The organism is Streptomyces cyslabdanicus (assembly GCF_052663305.1).
In genome coordinates this window covers 47,487-64,087 of record NZ_JBQRUW010000056.1, presented here as the reverse complement: position 1 = coordinate 64,087, position 16,601 = coordinate 47,487, and the positions used below count along the sequence as shown (strand labels likewise).

Below are 16,601 nucleotides of genomic sequence, written 5' to 3'. Positions count from 1 at the left end.
CCCTTTTCCACGGTGGGCCACGCCGGCGGCCGGGCGGCCGTGCGGGAGTTCGCCGACGACGGCGCCGTCCAGGCCGCGGCGGACGGCCTGTCACATCCGGCGGCCGCGAGCGGTCATACGGACAGAGCTTGCATGCAGACCAATGCGACTAGGAGACAGCTCATGTCCACACCCAGCGGCGCGCCCGCGGCCGGGGACCCACGGCGGTGGATGGTCCTCGCCGTCATCTGCACCGCCTACCTCATGCTGACCCTCGACGCCACGGTCATGAACCTGGCGCTGCCGTCGGCGCAGACCGCCCTGCACTTCTCGGACACGGACAAGCAGTGGGTCGTGACGGCGTACGCGCTGTGCTACGGCAGTCTGCTGCTGTTCAGCGGCCGTCTGACCGACCTCGTCGGGCGCAAGGAGACCTTCATCGTCGGCCTGGCCGGCTTCGCGGCCGCCTCCGCGGTGGGCGGCGCCGCCCACAGCTTCGCCATGCTGGTGGCCGCCCGCGCCTGCCAGGGCGTCTTCGCCGCGCTGCTGGCGCCCACCGCCCTGTCGCTGCTGTCCACCACGTTCACCGACCCCGGGGAGCGCGGCAAGGCGTTCGGTGTCTTCGGCGCGGTCGCGGCCAGCGGCGGCGGCCTGGGCCTGCTCCTCGGCGGCGCGCTGACCTCCGCTCTGAACTGGCGCTGGTGCATGTACGTCAACCTGGTCTTCGCCGCCTTCTCGCTGATCGCCGGCTCCTCGCTGCTGACCCGGCAACCGCGCACGGGCGCCCGGATGGACGTCCCCGGCGTGGTCGTGGTGTCCGGCGGCATGCTCTGCCTGGTCTACGGCTTCTCCCAGGCGGCGACGCACAGCTGGGGCACCCCCTCGACCTGGGGTTTCCTCGTGGCCGGCGGTGTGCTGGTGGTCCTGTTCTCGTTCTGGCAGCGGCGTGCCCAGCACCCGCTGCTGCCCCCGCGGGTCGTGCTCGACCGCAACCGCGGCGGCTCCTACATCGCCGCCCTGGTCACCGGTGCCGGCATGTTCGGCGTGCTGCTCTTCCTCATCTACTACATGCAGACCGGCCTGGGATACTCGGCGATCAGGTCGGGGCTCGCCCTGCTGCCGATGGTGGCCGTCACGGCCGTGGCGAGCAACGTGGGCAACATCCGGCTGATGCCGCGCTTCGGCCCGCGGCCGCTGATCACCGCCGGCATGCTGGTCAACGCCGGCGGCCTGGCCTGGCTCACCCGGATCGGGCCGGACTCCGCCTACGCCTCGACGATCCTCGGGCCGACCATGGTGGTCGGGCTCGGTATGGGCATGATCTTCGCCGCGGCCCTGCGCACCGGCACCTCCGGGGTGCTGCCGCAGGACGCGGGTATCGCCTCGGCTGCCATCAACACCGGCCAGCAACTGGGCGGCGCCATCGGCACCGCGCTGCTCAACACGATCGCGGCCGGCGCCACCGCGGACTACCTGAGCGGCCACGCCCGAGGGAGGCCGGGGCCGGCCCTGTTCCACCTGGCGACGATCCACGGCTACACCCGGGTGTTCTGGTGGTGCGCAGGCATCTTCGCGTTCGGCGCTGTCATCAGCGGCGCGCTGTTGCGCAGTGGCCCGCTGCCGGTCCCCGGCCCGCCCAGCCCCAAGCCGGCCACCGAACCGGAGAAGGTGCGCTCCTGATGTCCCCCGACGGTCACGCCTGACGGACGCCCCGACGGCCCGACGCGTCTTGAGGACGTGGCGGCAGCGGGACAACCTGGGAGGAGGGCCGGGGTGACCCGGCCCTCCTCCCACACCACCCGACACGCGGGCCCGTCGACGAGATCGATAGCCTGCCGCCATGGTCGTGGGTGAGGGCTGGGGTGCGACGCGCAACTGGGTGGAGAAGGGGCTGTCCGAGGCTGAACGCATCGAAGGAGTCACGCGGTTGCGTGGCGGCTGGACGTCGGAGATGCGCCGTCTGGACATCTGCGGGCCGGGGGGTCGGCGCTCGCTGGTGCTGCGGTCGTTCGTCAGGCCCTTCTTCGTTCGGCACGCGGAGGGCCTGCTGACCCGTGAAGCAGCCGTTCTGCGCCTGCTCGCCGGTACGGAGGTGCCCGCGGCCGGGCTGGTGGCCGTGGACGCGACAGCGCGTGACTGCGATCATCCGTCGCTGCTGATGCCCCTGTTGCCCGGGACCCTGCGCCTGGCGGACGAAGGGGCCGCCCGGCGTGCCGAACTGCTGGCCCGTCAGTTGCTGCGCATCCACCGGCTGCCGGTGACCGCCGAGGCACGGCCTCGTACTTATCAGGCGTGGACCTCTCCCGAGCGAGTGAGCCCGCCCGAAGACACCGATCAGCCTGAACTGTGGCGGCGGGCCGTGGACGTGATCCGCCGCGAGCCCCCGCAGTACCGGGCCTGCTTCCTGCACCGGGACTTCCATCCCGGCAACGTCCTCTTCACGGGCGACGGCGACAGTCTGCGGATCAGCGGCGTCGTCGACTGGGTGGAGACCTCCTGGGGGCCGGCCGACCTGGACGTGGCCCACTGCTCGACGGCCCTCGCTCTGCTGCACGGGGTGTCCACGGGCATGAACTTCGCCGACCGCTACCTCGCGGCGGGAGGGACGCTGGCCGAGGACCGCGCCGCCCATCTCTACTGGCGGCTGTTGGACGCCTTGGCCCTCGCTCCGGACGCCGAGAAGGTCGCCGACCCCTGGCGCGAGACAAGCCGCGCCGAGCTGACCCCCACCGTGCTGACCGGGCGGCTGGAGGAGTACCTCCAGGCCCTTTTCGACCGCTACGGCTGAAGCTGGAATCCGCCGCCCATACTGATCGCCGGATGAGGAGACTTCACACGCCTGACGCGGGTCGTACGGCGATCCCGTTCCGCTCGAGCAGAGCCGCCGTGACCCCGTCTCCCGGCACCAACTCCCCGGCGAACGACCCGTCGTACAGCACACCGCGTCCGCACGAGGGGCTGCGCGGCATCAGCAGTGCCTCGGTGCAGCCCGCGTTCCGCGCCGCCGCGAGGGCGCGTCGTGCTCCGTCCACGAACGCCGCCGTCACGTCCCGCCCGCTGTCGTCGACGACCCGCGCCGTCCCGTCGAGCACGTCGTACCCGTCGCCGCCCACCAACTCCGCGGGCCGCCGCGGGGTCACGAGCCCGCCCGCGACCTCCGGGCAGAAGGACACGACTTCACGGCCGGCCACCGCCGCCTCGATCTCCGAGGACCCCTTGTGCCGCCCGTCGAACCGGCACGGCACCCCGCGCAAGCACGCACTGACCAGAATCGCTCCCATCCCGCCAGGCTAGCGCTGTGACCAGGAAGGTTCACCGGGTTGGCGGGTGCCGCGGAGCTGGTTCGGTGGGAATGCGCGTAGGGCGAGGCTCGTACGTGCTCGGCCAGGCGTTGTCATACCCCCGTTGTCGCGTCCAGGCCGCTCCCGGACGGGGCCGGGGTGACGGTGGTGACCGAGGCCTTCGACGGTTCGCGCATGCCGGAGGACGAACGCGCGGAAGTGGACAGCGGGCGCGCCGGATGTGGCCGGACAGCTCACAGCGGGCGCGGAGGCGCGCCATGTCGTGAGACGAGGGTGCCCGGGTAGTTCGGTGCGTCCGGTGGCCCACCAGAGGGTGGACCAGGTGTCCGAGGACGACGGTGCCTCCGGAAACAGCCGGGCGAGCACCCGAGAGCACAGATCAGCAGGCGGGCTCCATGTGAGATCAAGTCCTTGTGCAAGGTCGTGCGTGTGCACCAGGGTCTCCACGATCCCCATCGCGGCGAAGCCCTCGGGGTCCGAGACGCCGAAGACGTGCTGAGCGCGAGCCTGCGGAGGTGTGGTGCGCACCATGGCGACCAGCAGCGCGCCGCTCGCTTCCAGGACCTGCGGCAGGCCGGTGGGCCCCGCCTTGCGGTTCGCGTGAAGGGCGTTCGCTGGGTCGCCGGGCCGTCGGCTCTCCCCTACGAAGGGCACCTCGCCATCCAAGGGCGGTGTTTTGGGGCCCAGTTGCACGGCGTAGGCGAAGAGGTCGTCGCTGAGGTGCTCGACGGTTTCCCAGCAGTCCCATTCCAGCGAACCGGCCTTTCCTTCCCAAGCGGCTGGGGGCGCCTCGCGAAGGACTGCCACAGCAAGCTGCACGGCAAGGTCGAGGTCATCCCACCAGGCCGGCAACCCGGCGAAGGTTCGCGGTCACGGCACCAGCCGTTCAGTCGAAGGGGGCAGGACGTTCGACCAGGAGGAGGGCGAGGCCCGCGGCAGTGAGGAGGGCGCCGGTCAGGGTGATGGCGTGGTGGCCCGGGGATTCCAGGAGGCGTCCTCCGAGGAGGGCGCCGACGGCGATGCCGGCGTTGATCGTCGCGGACCCGGCGGCGGACCCGGCCTCGACACCGCGGGGAGATATGCGCAGGATGCGGCTCTGCAGGGCCGTGATCATGGCGGCCAGAGCCAGGCCGAGCAGGGCGACCGCCGCCGTCGCGGGCCACGGATGGTCGCCCGCGACGGCGAGGAGCGCCAGGGCCGCGGTCAGGAGCGCCACCGTGCCGGCCATCGTGACGCGGGCGTTGCGGTCGCACAGCGCACCGGACACCCAGGTTCCGGCCAGGCCCGCCAGGCCGTTCGCCAGGAGCACCGCGCTGACGGTGTCCGGGGACAGACCGGCGGCCTGGGTGAGGAAGACGGCGACGTAGGTGTAGAAGGTGAAGACGCCGGCGACGGCCAACCCGGTGGCCGCTATCAGCAGGGTGAAGCGCGAGCGGCTGGGGTGGGGGGCAACGGACGCCGCGTTCCGTGCCGTCGGGGCCGGTGGCAGCAGGAGCGCGACGGTGACCCCGGCCACCAGGCCGAGGGCGCTCATGACCAGGAACGGCACCCGCCATTCGGTCCGCTGCCCCAGCCAGGTCCCTGCCGGGACGCCGACCGCGCTCGCCAGCGGGATCCCGCTGAACAGCGCCCCCACGACCTTGGCGCGCACCGCTTCGCGGAACATGCCCGTGGCGGTCGCCGCGACCACCGACAACAGCACCGCATGGGTCAGCGCGATCAGGACCTGCGCCGCCAGCAGGAAGGCGTAGCCGGGGGCCAGGGCGGACAGCAAGGTGGCCGCGGCGAAGGCACCCAGCAGGGCGGTGAGCAGGCGGCGGCGCGGGATGCGCCGGGTCGCCCTGGTCAGGGGTACCGCGGTGACGGTGACCACCAGTCCGTAGCCGGTCACCAGCAGCCCGACCGACGATTCCGGCACGTCCAGCCCGGACGCGATCTGCGGCAGCAGCCCGATCGGCAGGCTCTGCACGGTGCCGTAGACGAACAGCGCCAAGGTGAGAGCCGCCACCGCGGCCACCGCACGGGCCCGGCCGACCTCTCCCGCCGTTCCGGAAGGAATCACATGGGTACGGTCCTGCATGGGCACATGCCTTTCCAGCATGCCCACCCACCCGGGAGCCGAACTCCCAACGATCCACCGCCCCTTGGGCGACGGCTGACGTGCCGAACTCTACGGCCCCCGCCGGAGCGACTCAATGGACCCGCAGCTTCCGACCTGCGCGCCCCACCCGCGCGGGCGGGGCCGCGCCGGATGTCGAGGACCGCCTGCCCGGCCATCGAACCGCGCTCCGGGTGATCAGTGCTCCTGGGCCGTCGGGCGCACCGTGATCTCGTTGATCGCGGCGTGCGAGGGCTGAGTGATCATGAAGGTGATGGAGCGGGCGATGTCCTCGGCACGCAGCCAGGCGTCCTGCGGCAGGTCACGGGCGGCGAGGCGCCCGCCGCCGGTGGCCATCTCCGTCAGGGTCAGGCCCGGTTCGACCAGCCCCACCCGGACGCCCCGTCCGGTCACCTCCTGGCGCATGGCCTCGCTGAACGCGCACACCGCGTGCTTCGTCGCCGAGTACACGGCGTTGTTCCTGCGCGCCACCCTGCCCGCGACCGAACTGACGTTCACCAGATCGGCGACCCCGCGAGCGCCGTCCGCCGCCGCGCGCAGCAGGTGCGGCAACGCCGACCGTGACGTCCCGAGGACGGCGTTGAGGTTGAGGTCGACCATCCGTTCCCAGTCCGCCGGGTCACCCTCCTCGACGGGACCCATGGCCACGTAGCCGGCGTTGTTCACCAGCACGTCCAACCGCGCGAGGCGAACGACGGCCGCCTCCACGACCTGACGCGCCTGCGCCGGATCCGTCAGGTCGGCGGTGAGAACGGCGCACGAGCCGCCCTGGTCGCGGATGCTCGTGGCCAGTTCCTCCAGCCGTTCCGTACGCCGGGCGACGACCGCCACGGCCGCGCCCTGCCGGGCCAGCTGCCAGGCGGTCGCCGCACCGATGCCACTGGACGCACCGGTCACCAGAGCCGCGCATCCCGACAGGGGCGCTTCGGCGTCGGTGCTTGGCGGAGTCTCGCTCCGGTCCGCGGCCCCCGCGCGTCCGGCATTCGGATCCCTCACACCCGTCACCGCCTTTCACGGATCGCGTCCGCCGCCCGCTCCCACCGCGACCGGCGATGTGCTGCCTCCTCTCGCAGCTTGCACCAGGTGGTCCGGGACCGCCTCCCGCCGACGCCCCGTCGATCACTGGCCGTGGTCCGGGACGCTCCCCTCGGACAGCGCCGCGCCGCGCAGGTGCTCGGCGAGCGCCGCGGTGGCCGTCGACGCCCCGCGGCCTTTGACGCCCCACGCCAGCAGATGGTGGCGGCGGGCCCAGGGATCCTGGAGTTCGCACACGGTGAGAGGTTGGCCGGGGTCGATGGCGCGGCGGGGTACGACGGCCAGCCCCACGCCTGCGACAGCGAGGGCGACGAGGACGCCGAGGTCGGCGACGGTGGTGCGGTAGCGCGCCACCGGAGCGTGCGGCCCGAGGTGCTTCTCGATCCAGCGGCGCAGCGAGGAGCCGGCGTCGAGCCCGACGAGCGGGTGCTCGGCGACCTCGCTGTAGGTCAGCGAGGTCCGGCCGGCGATGATTCCTCCGGCCTGGCCGATCACCACGAGGGAGTCGTCCCCGAGGGGCTCCATGCGCAGGCCGCAGTCGCGGGCCTCGTCGTCGACGACGACCCCCAGGTCCGCCTCGCCGTCGGCGAGCATCCGCACCGTCTGCGGCGTCCGGCTCTCGCACACCGTGACGTCGACGTCCGGGTGTGCGCGGAGGAACGAGACCAGGGCCTGCGGCACGAGCCGGTGCATCGCGGATCCGCCCGCCAGCAGGGTCAGCGGGGCGGTCGGGGACCGGGTGTAGCTGGCGACGGCGCTTTCGAGCCGCGCGGTCTGGTCCAGCACATCGCGTGCGTGGCGCGCCAGCGTCGTCCCCGCCGGCGTGGGCCGCACTCCCCGTCGTCCGCGGATCAGCAGGGCCACGCCGGCGTGGTGCTCCAGCGAACGCACCCTCGCGCTGGCCGAAGGAAGGCTCAGGTGCATCCGTTCGGCGCCCGCCGTGATCGACCCCTCCGTCACGATGTGGAGAAAGAGCCGCAGGTCGTCCAGGTCATAGCGCACCCTCCCAGCCTAAGGCTCCGGCTTAGGCTGACTGTGCCGATTACGCATTGTGGACCCACCGGTCGCGCGGCGATGCTCAGCGGGTGTCGGAGTTGTTTCCTGTCCTGCTCGCCGGTGTCGCCGCGGGGGTGCTGAACGCCATGGGTGGCGGGGGCACCTTCGTGGCGCTGCCCGCTCTGGTCGCGTCCGGTCTGCCGCCGGTGACCGCGAACGCGTTGTCGCGGGTGGCCCTCGTGCCGGGAGCCGTGGCCAGTGCGTGGGTCTACCGGGGCGAACTCACCCCGGTCGGGGCGACGCCGACCAGGGCGCTGACAGGGGTCAGCGCGACCGGAGGTGTCATCGGTGCCGGTCTGCTGCTGGCGCTGCCGGCCTCGTCGTTCGACGCCGCGGCGCCGTGGCTGCTCGCCCTGGCCACGGTCGTCCTCGCCTTCGGGCGCCACATCTCCCGGGCGGTGCGCGCGGTGCGGGGCCGCCCGGCCGGTATGAGTTGCCGAGCCGTCCTGATCGGACAGTTCTGCCTGTCCGTGTACGGCGGTTACTTCGGCGGTGCCGTAGGCATCATGATGCTGGCCCTGTGGAGCGTCGGTCTCGGCCTCGACGCCGCGGACAGCAACCCGATGCGGATCGTGCAGCTCGCGGCCGTCTATCTCGGCGCGACCGTGCTGTTCCTCATGGCCTCGGACGCGCTGAGCGCTCCGCTCGTCCTCACGACCACCCTGGCCGGGGCGATGGCCGGCGGCTTCGTCGGCGCCCACGTGGCGCGCCGTCTGCCCGCCCGGCTGCTCCGCGGCCTCATCCTCACCACCGCCGTCATCATGACCGTTCTCTACTTTCTGCGTGGCTGACCGAGATGAGCGAATTTCCGCGTGGCTGACCGAGAGGAGTGAAGGCGACATGGGTGAGGCCACGCCGTACACGGATGCGGCGCGAGCGAGGCTGGTGACGGCCTACGACGCCTGCGTCCTGGCCGACCTCGCGCGGGCCGCGGTTCCCGTCGGCGCGCACGAGCTGAACGGCGACGGGACCACCTGTTCGCCGGGGGCCGTGCTCGCGGACGCCGCGCGTGTGCTCGCGGCCGCGCGGCGGTTCTTCGAGAGCGCCGCCGTGTTCGAGCGCCTGGGCGGCGCTGACTGGCAACTGATCGGTGACGTCCTGGGGGTGTCCGCGCAAGCGGCCCGGGCTCGCTTCGCCATGGCCGAGACCGGCTTCCGGGAGGACCTGCTCCCGGCCGGGGGAACCACTTGCACCGAAGCCGGCGAAGCGGGCTGCCTGCGGGCCCACATGGCCAGGGAGCCGCTGGAAACGGCCCTCGACCTCGACGAGTGGGTACTGCGCCATCAGGACGGCGACGGCGATCTCGGCACCGCACCGGTCTCCGGCGGCTTGGCCCGCGCCGATCCCGTGCGGGACGCCGGGAAGCGCTCCTGACCGGCTGCTCAGGGAGCCGTGGAGTGTCAGGGGGTGCCGCGCGGGTTCCGCGGCCCTCACCGCGTGCCGGCGTGCGCCATGAGCAGCGGCTGGAAGAAGCCCGTCTGCTGGGGCATCCGCCACCCGGGGTCCACGAATCCCGCATCGGCCACGAGGGCGGACAGCCGGTCCCGGCCGAGCGCCCAGTAGGCGGTCCGCCGGACCGCGACCCGCCATCGCCCGCCGTCCGGCGGGAGCTGGAAGTGCTCCAGGCCGTAGTGGTCGCCGTCCTCGTGCCAGTGCCAGAGCTGGAAGCCGATGGTCGGTTCGGAGCCGTCCGCGGGCCGGTGGACCTGCGGAGGCGCCGAGGCGGGGCGGGTGCGCAGCAGGTCGTCGTAGGGGCGCGTGCTGATCAGCAGCAGGCCACCGGGGCGCAGCACGCGGCGCATGTCCGCCAGGGCGGTGCGGACGTCCTGCTCGGTCAGGAGGTGGGGCAGGGCGTTGTCGGCGCAGACGACGGCGTCGAACCGGGCGTCGGGGAACGGCAGATGGCGCATGTCGGCGGCGGCCGTGGGCAGCGTCGGATTCCGGTGGGCGGCCTCACGCGCGGCGCAGGCGACGGCGCGGGGGCTGAGGTCCGTCCCTGTGACGCGGTGCCCCCGCAGTGCCAGGCCGATGGCCTGCGTGCCGATGCCGCAGGAGCAGTCGAGCACCGCCGCGCGGCCTTCGCCCATGAGCGCGTCGAGGGCCTCGCCCTGCCGCCGCGTGCTCGCGTCCCAGTCCGCGTAGATCAGGTGGTAGTCGTCGGCCAGTTCGTCGTAGAAGCGTGCCACCGATGTCTCGGGCATGGCCCGAGGCCAGCCCCCGGACGGGGAGTCGACCGCGATGTGGTCAGCCGCCGCTCTCGCGGGTGAAGGGGCCGCCGGGCCCGAACGCGAGCCGCGCGAAGTTGTCGGCGATGCGGCGGTGTCCCGCGGGGTCGGGGTGGACCTCGTCGGGCAGCGGGAGTTCGGCGTAGTCCGCCTCGCCGTACAGGTCGCGGCCGTCGAGGTGGTGCAGGTTCGGGTCGTCGGCCGCCCGCTGCTCGACGATCCGGGCGAGTTCGCGGCGGATGACGTTGAGCGTCAGGCGCCCGGCGGCGCGTTCGGCCGGATCTCCGGTGGCCTTGAACCGCAGGGTCCCGCCCTGGAAGTCGGGCGCGAGAGGGCCGGGCGTGTCCTCCTGGACCGGGCACAGGATGGAGGACACGACCAGCAGCGGCGTGGTCGGATGCCCCTCGCGGATGGTGTCGAGGAAGCCGTGGGCGGCGGGGACGAAGGCGCGCAGGCGCATCGCGTCGGTGTTGACGACGTTGATGCCGATCTTCACGCTGATGAGGTCCGCGGGGGTGTCCCGCATCGCACGGGCGGTGAACGGGTCGAGCAGCGCGCTGCCACCGAATCCCAGGTTGACCAGCTCCACTCGACCCTGTGCCGCGGCCAGGGCCGGCCAGATGGCGGTCGGGTGGGCGGCGTTCGAGCCGTGGCTGATGGAACTGCCGTGGTGCAGCCACACCCTGCGCCCGCTGACCGGTGCCGGCTCGACCGGGGCGTCGGTGCGCAGGGCGACCAGCTCGGTGATCTCCGTATGGGGAAGCCAGATCTCGACGTCCTTGTCCCGCGCGGGCAGATCGGTGAACCGGGCGGTGCCGGGAGGCCCTTCGAGGAGTTCGGCGGACTGGGTGGCCATGTCGAGGACGCGGACGTTGCCGCCGGTCACCGTGTCCTGGCCCGCGAGACGGCCGTCGACCAGCAGGTCGTACACGCCGTCCGCCGGGGTCGGGAGCCCGCGGTAGGCCCTCTTGGTGGGCAGGGTGTCCAGCTCGACGGTGGTCGCCCGGGTGCGGAAGGCCAGCCGTACGCCGGACGGCTGGGCCTCGGCCATGGCCAGTTGGTCGTCGGGGATCTGCCGACGCGCCCCGGCGGGCAGCCGGTGCGGCAGCAGGCCGTGCGCCGTGCGCTCCACGTCGAGGGCGCCGCGCAGGAGGTCCGTGGTGACGGGTGTGGTGATCCAGCCGTGTTCGGTGTTCATCGTCTCAGCCTGTTGTTCAAGGGGCGGAGCATCGAGGGAACCCTCGATCCGATAGCGATTATGCAGCTACCTAATACCTTTAGGCAAAAACTGTCTGTGTTCCCCGCACGCCTTGGGGAGAGTCGGCACGTGGGACGGTGCCCACCCGGGACGAGGGGTTGGTGGCACGGCCCTGCTCGAGCCGGGTGACGTAGTCGACGGAGATCCCGGCCGGCATGGCCGGCTCCTCGCGCCGCAGCCCGGCCGAAGACGGGACGCCTGGCTGCGCGGGCGGGCGGGGCGGATCGTGGAGGCATGACGACAACACTGATCACCGGAGCGAACAAGGGCCTCGGTTACGAGACCGCCCGCCGCCTGATCGCCGCGGGCCACACCGTCTACGTCGGCAGCAGGGACGCCACCCGGGGCCGCCGCGCCGCCGAGCGGCTGGGCGCCGGGGCCCGGGCGGTGCAACTCGACGTCACCGACGACGCGTCCGTTGCGGCCGCGGTGAAGACGATCGAGGCCAACGGCGGCCTCGACGTGCTGGTCAACAACGCCGGTATCGAGGCGCGCGGTCCGAACAACGAGGTGGCGGGAGCGGCGGACGTCACCGCCGACATGATGCGGGAGGTCTTCGAGACGAACGTCTTCGGCACGGTACGGGTCACCCACGCGTTCCTGCCGTTGCTGCGGCGGTCCGCGTCGCCGGTCGTGGTCAACGTCAGCAGCGGGCTGGCCTCGCTCACGCACCTGTCCGACCCGGGCCACCCCGCAGCCTTCTATCCGGGGGTCGCGTACCCGGCGTCGAAGACCGCGGTCAACATGATCACCGTGCAGTACGCGAAGGCGTTCCCGGCCATGCGGATCAACGCGGTGGAGCCCGGCTTCACCAAGACGGACCTGAACGGGAACACCGGGATCCAGACGGTCGAGGAGGGCGCCGAGATCATCGTCCGCATGGCACAGGTCGGCCCGGACGGCCCCAGCGGCGGGTACTTCGACATGACGGGGCCGTTGCCCTGGTGAACGCCTGCGGCAGCGAGGCCGGTTACGCCTGCGAGGCTCGGGCCGCGCGGGGCGGCTCCTCGAACAGCACTCTCAACGCGACCTCTCGGTAGTGCTGGATGTGCCGCAAGGAGAGGTCCGCGGCGCGTTCCGCGTCTCCGGCCGCGATCGCCTCGTACAGCCCGCGGTGGTCGTCCCACAACGGGTGGGGGTCGTCGATCTGCTGGAAGAGCCAGCGCAGTCGTCCCTCGAGCGAGCCGAGCGTGGTGCTGAGCAGGTCGTTGCCGGCGAGTTCCATGATCTGGTGGTGAAAAGCGGCGTTGGCGCGCGAGATGCGCTCCGGTGTGCCGGACCTGGTGGCCTGCCGTGCCGCCTGCAACAGCTTGGCCAGGTGCTGAAGTTGGTCCGCGGTCGCACGCTCGGTCGCGCGGCGTGCCGCCAGGACCTCCAGTGCCTCGCGCATGTCGAAGAGGTTCTCGACGTCCTCGCGGGTCATGCCGCGCACGACGATACGGCGGGGCGACAGTGCCTGGAGGAACCCCTCGGACAGCAGAATGCGGATCGCCTCACGCACCGGCACGCGTGAGACCCCGAACTCCTCCGCCACCTCGCGCTCCATGAGGCGGTCTCCCGGTCTCAGCCGGCCGGTGATGATGCGGTCGCGCAGGCCCTCGCAGACCTGGTCGCGCAGCCACATCGAACCGTCGGCCGAGGCGGCGGGCTGCTGTGCCGTCGGGGCGGCGTCGGCCGCTGCGGTCTTCTTCGGGTTCACAAGCCCTCCGGGCGGGTCGAGGAAATTAAGGTATACCAAAACCTTGACGGGGAGATCCCGCACCTCCATTTTAGGTATACCAAGCCGACGAACGGCCTGGCTGTGACCTTGTTGCCCGTTGTCCTGGTCCCGCCTGGACCCCGTCCTGCCCCGGCGCTGGACCGTGCCCTTTCACCTCCTTTCCCCTGCCGAATCGAGGGTTCACCATGAGTGCCTCAGCAAGACAGCCCGCCCCAGGGGCTGCCCCGGCCAGCACCCGGGACGCGGACGTCGAGACCGCACCCGGTTCCGCCTCCCCCGGGGGTGCCCGGCCCAGCCGGGTGCGTTGGACCATGTTCGTGCTGCTCCTCGGTGTCGTCGCGCTCAACTACATCGACCGCAGCTCCATCTCGGTGGCCCTGCCACTGATCACGAAGGATCTCGGCCTCTCCAAGGAGAGCACCGGCTTCGTCCTGAGCGCGTTCTTCTGGACGTACGCGCTGATGCAACTGCCCAGCGGCTGGCTGATCGACCGCTTCGGCCCCCGGTTCATGGCATCCGGCTCCTGCATCAGCTGGGGCGTCGTCCAGGCGCTCACCGCAGGCGCGACGGGTGCGGGCTCCCTGCTCGGGCTGCGACTCGCGCTCGGCGCCGTCGAAGCCCCTGTGATGCCGGCCGGCGGCAAGCTCAACGCCCAGTGGCTGCCGGCCCGGGAGCGCGGGAGGGGCGCGGTGCTGCTGGACGGCGGTGCCCCGCTCGGCGCGGCGCTCGGCGGCGTCATCATCTCCGGCCTGATCACCTGGACCGGCAGCTGGCGTGCCAGCTTCGTCGTCGCCGGTGTGCTGACCTCCGCCGTCGGGTTCTACGCGGCCTGGTACATCCGCAACACTCCGCGCGAGCATCCCCAGGTCAACGAAGTCGAGGCCAGGTACATCGAACAGGCCCACGCGGTGGAGGATGCGCAAGGGGAGAAGGGCGGTCGCGCCGGACTGCTGCCGTACCTCAAGCACCGCTCCTTCTGGGCGATGTGCCTGGGCTGGATGGGCTTCAACGGCGTCTTCTACGGGCTGCTCACCTGGGGGCCCCTCTACCTCTCCGAGGCCAAGGGCTTCGACATCTCGACGCTCGGCTGGTCGACTCTCGCCATCTTCGGCGCCGGATTCGTCGGGGAACTCGCCGGCGGATGGCTGTCCGACCGCTGGCAGGCCACGGGCACCCCGGTCAACACGGTCATGCGCACCCTGCTGGGAGTCGCCGGTGCCGTCGTCGTCGCCGGACTGCTCGGCGTGGTGCTGGTGCCGGACGCCCTCACGGCCGTCGTCCTGCTCTCCACCGTGCTGTTCTTCCTGCGCTGGGCGGGCCTGTACTGGTCGCTGCCGTCCATCCTCGCGGGCCGCGCCAACGCCGGGATCGTCGGCGGCGCCATGAATCTCTCCGGGAACATCGCCGGCATCGTCACACCGATCGCCGTGGGCTTCATCGTCGGCGGCACGGGCTCCTACACCTGGGCCCTTCTGTACTTCGTCGGCGCGGGTGTGCTCTTCACCGCGTCGTCCCTCGCCCTCGACTGCAGCAGGAGGCTGACGACCCGATGACGACGTTCCCGACGACCTCCACGGTGACGACCGTGCCGATGCGCGCGAAGCCCGACGGGCTGCCCCATCGGCTCGGCATGCTCACCCCGTCCTCCAACACCTGTCTCGAACCGGTGACATACCGGTTGCTGGGGACCACCGGCGCCGACGCCGCCGTGACGGCGCACTTTGCCCGCGTGCCCGTCACCCGCATCGCGCTGGACGGCGATTGCGACGCGCAGTTCGACACCGCGCCGATGCTCGCCGCCGCCCGGCGGCTCGCCGACGCCAAGGTCGATGTGATCGCCTGGAACGGCACCTCCGGCTCCTGGCTCGGCGTCGACCACGACCGCGCGCTGTGCGCCGCGATCACTGAGGCCACCGGCGTTCCCGCCACCACCTCCACCCTCGCGTTGCTCGACGCCTGCGCCGCGTACGGCGTGACCCGGCTGGGGCTCGCCCTGCCGTACACCCGCGATGTGGCCGAGCGGATCGTGGCGACGTACGGCGAGGAGGGTGTCCTGTGCGCCCTGGAGGCCGAGCCGTTCGGGATCAGCGACAACGAGGCCTTCGCCCGCATCCCGGAGGGCGAGGTCGCCCGCCAGCTCCGCGACGCCGCGCGCGGTGACGCCCACGCGGTCGCCGTAGTGTGCACCAACGTGCACGGCGCCCGGGGCGCCGAAAGGCTCGAACAGGAGCTGGGGATCCCGGTGTTCGACAGTGTCACCGTGACCCTGTGGAAGTCGCTGGACCTGGCCGGCGCCGCCCCCGCGCTCCCCGGCCAGGGCACCCTGCTGCGCACCGGCAGCCTGCGCGCCCGCTTCCAGGAGGTGCTGGCGGATCTGCTCGCCGCGACCGGCGCCGACCGCACCACCTTCCGCGTCGACCTGCCCGAACACGGGCTGCACGTCGACCTCACGGCGGGCGAGGCGCACCGCGACGGGGTGCGGTCCATCCGCCGTGACGCCTCCCTCGACCAGCGGCGGCTGAACACCGTCGAGTGGCTGGAGTGCAACCGGACTCCTCTCGTCCAGCCGCACTTCGAGGCGGTCCCGCACCCGCCGCAGGCGCTGATCGACGTCTACGGAGTGCACGCCCAGATGCTCGGCCCCGTCGAATGCGACGGCGCCCTCGCGGGCTGGCTCTCCGTGCACAGCATGGAGGAACGCGACTGGTCCGACGCCGACACCGCCGCGCTGGCCACCGCCACGGCCCGCATCCACAGCGCCCTCGACCACCGACTCTGACCTCTTCGCACGAAAGGCGAACCGCACCGTGACGCAGGAAGGCATCACCCAGGCCACGACGACCGGTCCCGCGGCCACCAAGGACATCAAGATCGCCCTCGGTGTCGACGTGGACGCCGTCGCCGGCTGGCTCGGCTCCTATGGCGGCGAGGACTCCCCGAACGACATCCAGCGCGGCGTCTTCGCGGGCGAGGTCGGCACCCCGCGGCTGCTGAAGCTGTTCGAGCGGTACGGCATACGCACCAGCTGGTTCATCCCGGGCCACTCCATCGAGACCTTCCCCGAGCAGACCCGGATGGTGGTGGAGGCGGGCCATGAGATCGGTGCCCACGGCTACTCGCACGAGAACCCGATCGCGATGACCCCCCGGCAGGAGGAGGACGTCCTCGCCAAGTGCGTGGAACTCATCGAGCAGTACACCGGACGCAAGCCGCGCGGCTATGTCGCTCCCTGGTGGGAGATGTCGCCGTACACCGCGGAGCTCCTGCACAAGTACGGCTTCTCCTACGACCATTCGCAGAACTACCGCGACTTCACCCCCTTCTATGCGCGCGTGGGTGACGCCTGGACCAAGATCGACTACACCGCGGAGGCCAAGGACTGGATGAAGCCCCTCATCCACGGCCACGAGGTCGATCTCGTCGAGTTCTGCGGCAACTGGTACGTCGACGACCTGCCGCCGATGATGTTCAACAAGCACGCCCACAACAGCCACGGCTACGTCAGCCCGCGCGTTCTGGAACAGGACTGGAAGGACCAGTTCGACTGGGTCTACCGGGAACTGGACTACGCGGTCCTGCCGATCACGCTGCACCCCGATGTGAGCGGCCGCCCCCAGGTGCTGCTCATGCTGGAACGCTTCATCGACTACGTCTCCGGCCACGACGGGGTCGGCTTCTGCACGCTGGAGGACGCGGCGGAAGACTTCCGCCGCCGCTTCCCCTTCGACGGACCCGACCGGCCGGCCGACATGCGCTGAGCCCGCGTGCGGAACGGCCGCCTGAACCGGTCGGTGGAGGGCGGGCGTGCGGCCCTCCACCGACCGTGGTCGTCGGCGCTCGCCGATCAGGAAACCGGCGCCGCGTGCACGCCGAAGCCGCAGCCGGATCGAGGTGATCCCGAGGACGT

The 16,601-nt window shown here is 71.8% G+C and carries 15 protein-coding genes and 2 pseudogenes; 8 read left to right on the top strand and 9 right to left on the bottom strand.

Going from position 1 to position 16,601, the window contains the following annotated elements; genetic code table 11:
* Positions 1–162: 162 nt before the first annotated feature.
* Positions 163–1,659, top strand: a complete 1,497-nt coding sequence (locus ACTYVM_RS30660) for an MFS transporter (RefSeq protein ID WP_445529092.1) — start codon at positions 163–165, stop codon at positions 1,657–1,659.
* Positions 1,660–1,819: 160 nt separating this feature from the next.
* Positions 1,820–2,767, top strand: a complete 948-nt coding sequence (locus tag ACTYVM_RS30655) for a phosphotransferase family protein (protein WP_445529091.1) — start codon at positions 1,820–1,822, stop codon at positions 2,765–2,767.
* A gap of 43 nt (positions 2,768–2,810) precedes the next feature.
* Here ACTYVM_RS30655 and ACTYVM_RS30650 read toward each other — a convergent pair whose 3' ends face one another.
* The 5 genes and pseudogenes from ACTYVM_RS30650 to ACTYVM_RS30630 form a co-directional block, all read right to left on the bottom strand.
* On the bottom strand, positions 2,811–3,260 hold the full coding sequence (locus ACTYVM_RS30650) for a 2-thiouracil desulfurase family protein (protein WP_445529090.1): 450 nt from the start codon (positions 3,258–3,260) through the stop codon (positions 2,811–2,813).
* Positions 3,261–3,533: 273 nt separating this feature from the next.
* A pseudogene (locus tag ACTYVM_RS30645) lies at positions 3,534–4,133 on the bottom strand (hypothetical protein); the annotation flags it as partial.
* 34 nt (positions 4,134–4,167) lie between these two features.
* Positions 4,168–5,343 (bottom strand): MFS transporter, encoded by a 1,176-nt coding sequence (locus ACTYVM_RS30640; protein WP_445529089.1) that lies wholly within the window; start codon positions 5,341–5,343, stop codon positions 4,168–4,170.
* Positions 5,344–5,577: 234 nt separating this feature from the next.
* On the bottom strand, positions 5,578–6,297 hold the full coding sequence (locus ACTYVM_RS30635; protein WP_445529088.1) for an SDR family oxidoreductase: 720 nt from the start codon (positions 6,295–6,297) through the stop codon (positions 5,578–5,580).
* 222 nt (positions 6,298–6,519) lie between these two features.
* Positions 6,520–7,437, bottom strand: coding sequence for a LysR family transcriptional regulator (locus ACTYVM_RS30630; protein ID WP_445529087.1), 918 nt, complete (start codon positions 7,435–7,437; stop codon positions 6,520–6,522).
* Between the two features lie 83 nt (positions 7,438–7,520).
* On the opposite strand from ACTYVM_RS30630, the gene ACTYVM_RS30625 reads away from it, so the two are divergent.
* Together ACTYVM_RS30625 and ACTYVM_RS30620 are read left to right on the top strand one after the other, a co-directional pair.
* On the top strand, positions 7,521–8,282 hold the full coding sequence (locus tag ACTYVM_RS30625; RefSeq protein WP_445529086.1) for a sulfite exporter TauE/SafE family protein: 762 nt from the start codon (positions 7,521–7,523) through the stop codon (positions 8,280–8,282).
* Between the two features lie 49 nt (positions 8,283–8,331).
* Positions 8,332–8,865: a hypothetical protein gene (locus ACTYVM_RS30620; RefSeq protein WP_445529085.1), complete on the top strand. Its 534-nt coding sequence runs from the start codon at positions 8,332–8,334 to the stop codon at positions 8,863–8,865.
* Between the two features lie 56 nt (positions 8,866–8,921).
* On the opposite strand, the gene ACTYVM_RS30615 is transcribed toward ACTYVM_RS30620, so the two are convergent.
* The 3 genes and pseudogenes from ACTYVM_RS30615 to ACTYVM_RS30605 all read right to left on the bottom strand — a co-directional run.
* A complete protein-coding gene (locus ACTYVM_RS30615) occupies positions 8,922–9,692 on the bottom strand; it encodes a class I SAM-dependent methyltransferase (protein ID WP_445529084.1) in 771 nt (256 codons plus the stop codon).
* Positions 9,693–9,735: 43 nt separating this feature from the next.
* Positions 9,736–10,914: a GDSL-type esterase/lipase family protein gene (locus ACTYVM_RS30610; RefSeq protein WP_445529083.1), complete on the bottom strand. Its 1,179-nt coding sequence runs from the start codon at positions 10,912–10,914 to the stop codon at positions 9,736–9,738.
* A 142-nt stretch (positions 10,915–11,056) separates the two neighbouring features.
* Positions 11,057–11,218: pseudogene (locus tag ACTYVM_RS30605) on the bottom strand (helix-turn-helix domain-containing protein); the annotation flags it as partial.
* Here ACTYVM_RS30605 and ACTYVM_RS30600 point away from each other — a divergent pair.
* The gene (locus ACTYVM_RS30600; RefSeq protein ID WP_445529082.1) at positions 11,209–11,922 is read left to right on the top strand and encodes an SDR family oxidoreductase; all 714 of its coding nucleotides are present in this window, start codon (positions 11,209–11,211) and stop codon (positions 11,920–11,922) included. The pseudogene ACTYVM_RS30605 and the gene ACTYVM_RS30600 sit on opposite strands and share 10 nt — an antisense overlap.
* Before the next feature lie 22 nt (positions 11,923–11,944).
* Here ACTYVM_RS30600 and ACTYVM_RS30595 read toward each other — a convergent pair whose 3' ends face one another.
* Positions 11,945–12,673, bottom strand: coding sequence for a GntR family transcriptional regulator (locus ACTYVM_RS30595; RefSeq protein ID WP_445529081.1), 729 nt, complete (start codon positions 12,671–12,673; stop codon positions 11,945–11,947).
* Positions 12,674–13,005: 332 nt separating this feature from the next.
* On the opposite strand from ACTYVM_RS30595, the gene ACTYVM_RS30590 reads away from it, so the two are divergent.
* The 3 genes from ACTYVM_RS30590 to ACTYVM_RS30580 are packed head-to-tail and all read left to right on the top strand — an operon-like array spanning position 13,006 to position 16,452.
* On the top strand, positions 13,006–14,247 hold the full coding sequence (locus tag ACTYVM_RS30590; protein WP_445529080.1) for an MFS transporter: 1,242 nt from the start codon (positions 13,006–13,008) through the stop codon (positions 14,245–14,247).
* Positions 14,244–15,473 carry a maleate cis-trans isomerase family protein gene (locus ACTYVM_RS30585; RefSeq protein WP_445529079.1) on the top strand — a complete coding sequence of 410 codons (1,230 nt, stop codon included), beginning with the start codon at positions 14,244–14,246 and terminating at the stop codon, positions 15,471–15,473. The genes ACTYVM_RS30590 and ACTYVM_RS30585 overlap by 4 nt, the downstream gene beginning before the upstream one ends.
* A 28-nt stretch (positions 15,474–15,501) precedes the next feature.
* Complete coding sequence (locus ACTYVM_RS30580; protein ID WP_445529078.1) at positions 15,502–16,452, top strand: polysaccharide deacetylase family protein; 951 nt, start codon at positions 15,502–15,504, stop codon at positions 16,450–16,452.
* Positions 16,453–16,601: the final 149 nt, after the last annotated feature.

Coding starts and splice junctions, on each gene's coding strand:
- ACTYVM_RS30650 (WP_445529090.1), bottom strand. CDS start 3,260: ATGGGAGCGATTCTGGTCAGTGCGTGCTTGCGCGGGGTGCCGTGCCGG.
- ACTYVM_RS30615 (WP_445529084.1), bottom strand. CDS start 9,692: ATGCCCGAGACATCGGTGGCACGCTTCTACGACGAACTGGCCGACGAC.
- ACTYVM_RS30585 (WP_445529079.1), top strand. CDS start 14,244: ATGACGACGTTCCCGACGACCTCCACGGTGACGACCGTGCCGATGCGC.
- ACTYVM_RS30590 (WP_445529080.1), top strand. CDS start 13,006: ATGTTCGTGCTGCTCCTCGGTGTCGTCGCGCTCAACTACATCGACCGC.
- ACTYVM_RS30655 (WP_445529091.1), top strand. CDS start 1,820: ATGGTCGTGGGTGAGGGCTGGGGTGCGACGCGCAACTGGGTGGAGAAG.
- ACTYVM_RS30600 (WP_445529082.1), top strand. CDS start 11,209: ATGACGACAACACTGATCACCGGAGCGAACAAGGGCCTCGGTTACGAG.
- ACTYVM_RS30620 (WP_445529085.1), top strand. CDS start 8,332: ATGGGTGAGGCCACGCCGTACACGGATGCGGCGCGAGCGAGGCTGGTG.
- ACTYVM_RS30610 (WP_445529083.1), bottom strand. CDS start 10,914: ATGAACACCGAACACGGCTGGATCACCACACCCGTCACCACGGACCTC.
- ACTYVM_RS30660 (WP_445529092.1), top strand. CDS start 163: ATGTCCACACCCAGCGGCGCGCCCGCGGCCGGGGACCCACGGCGGTGG.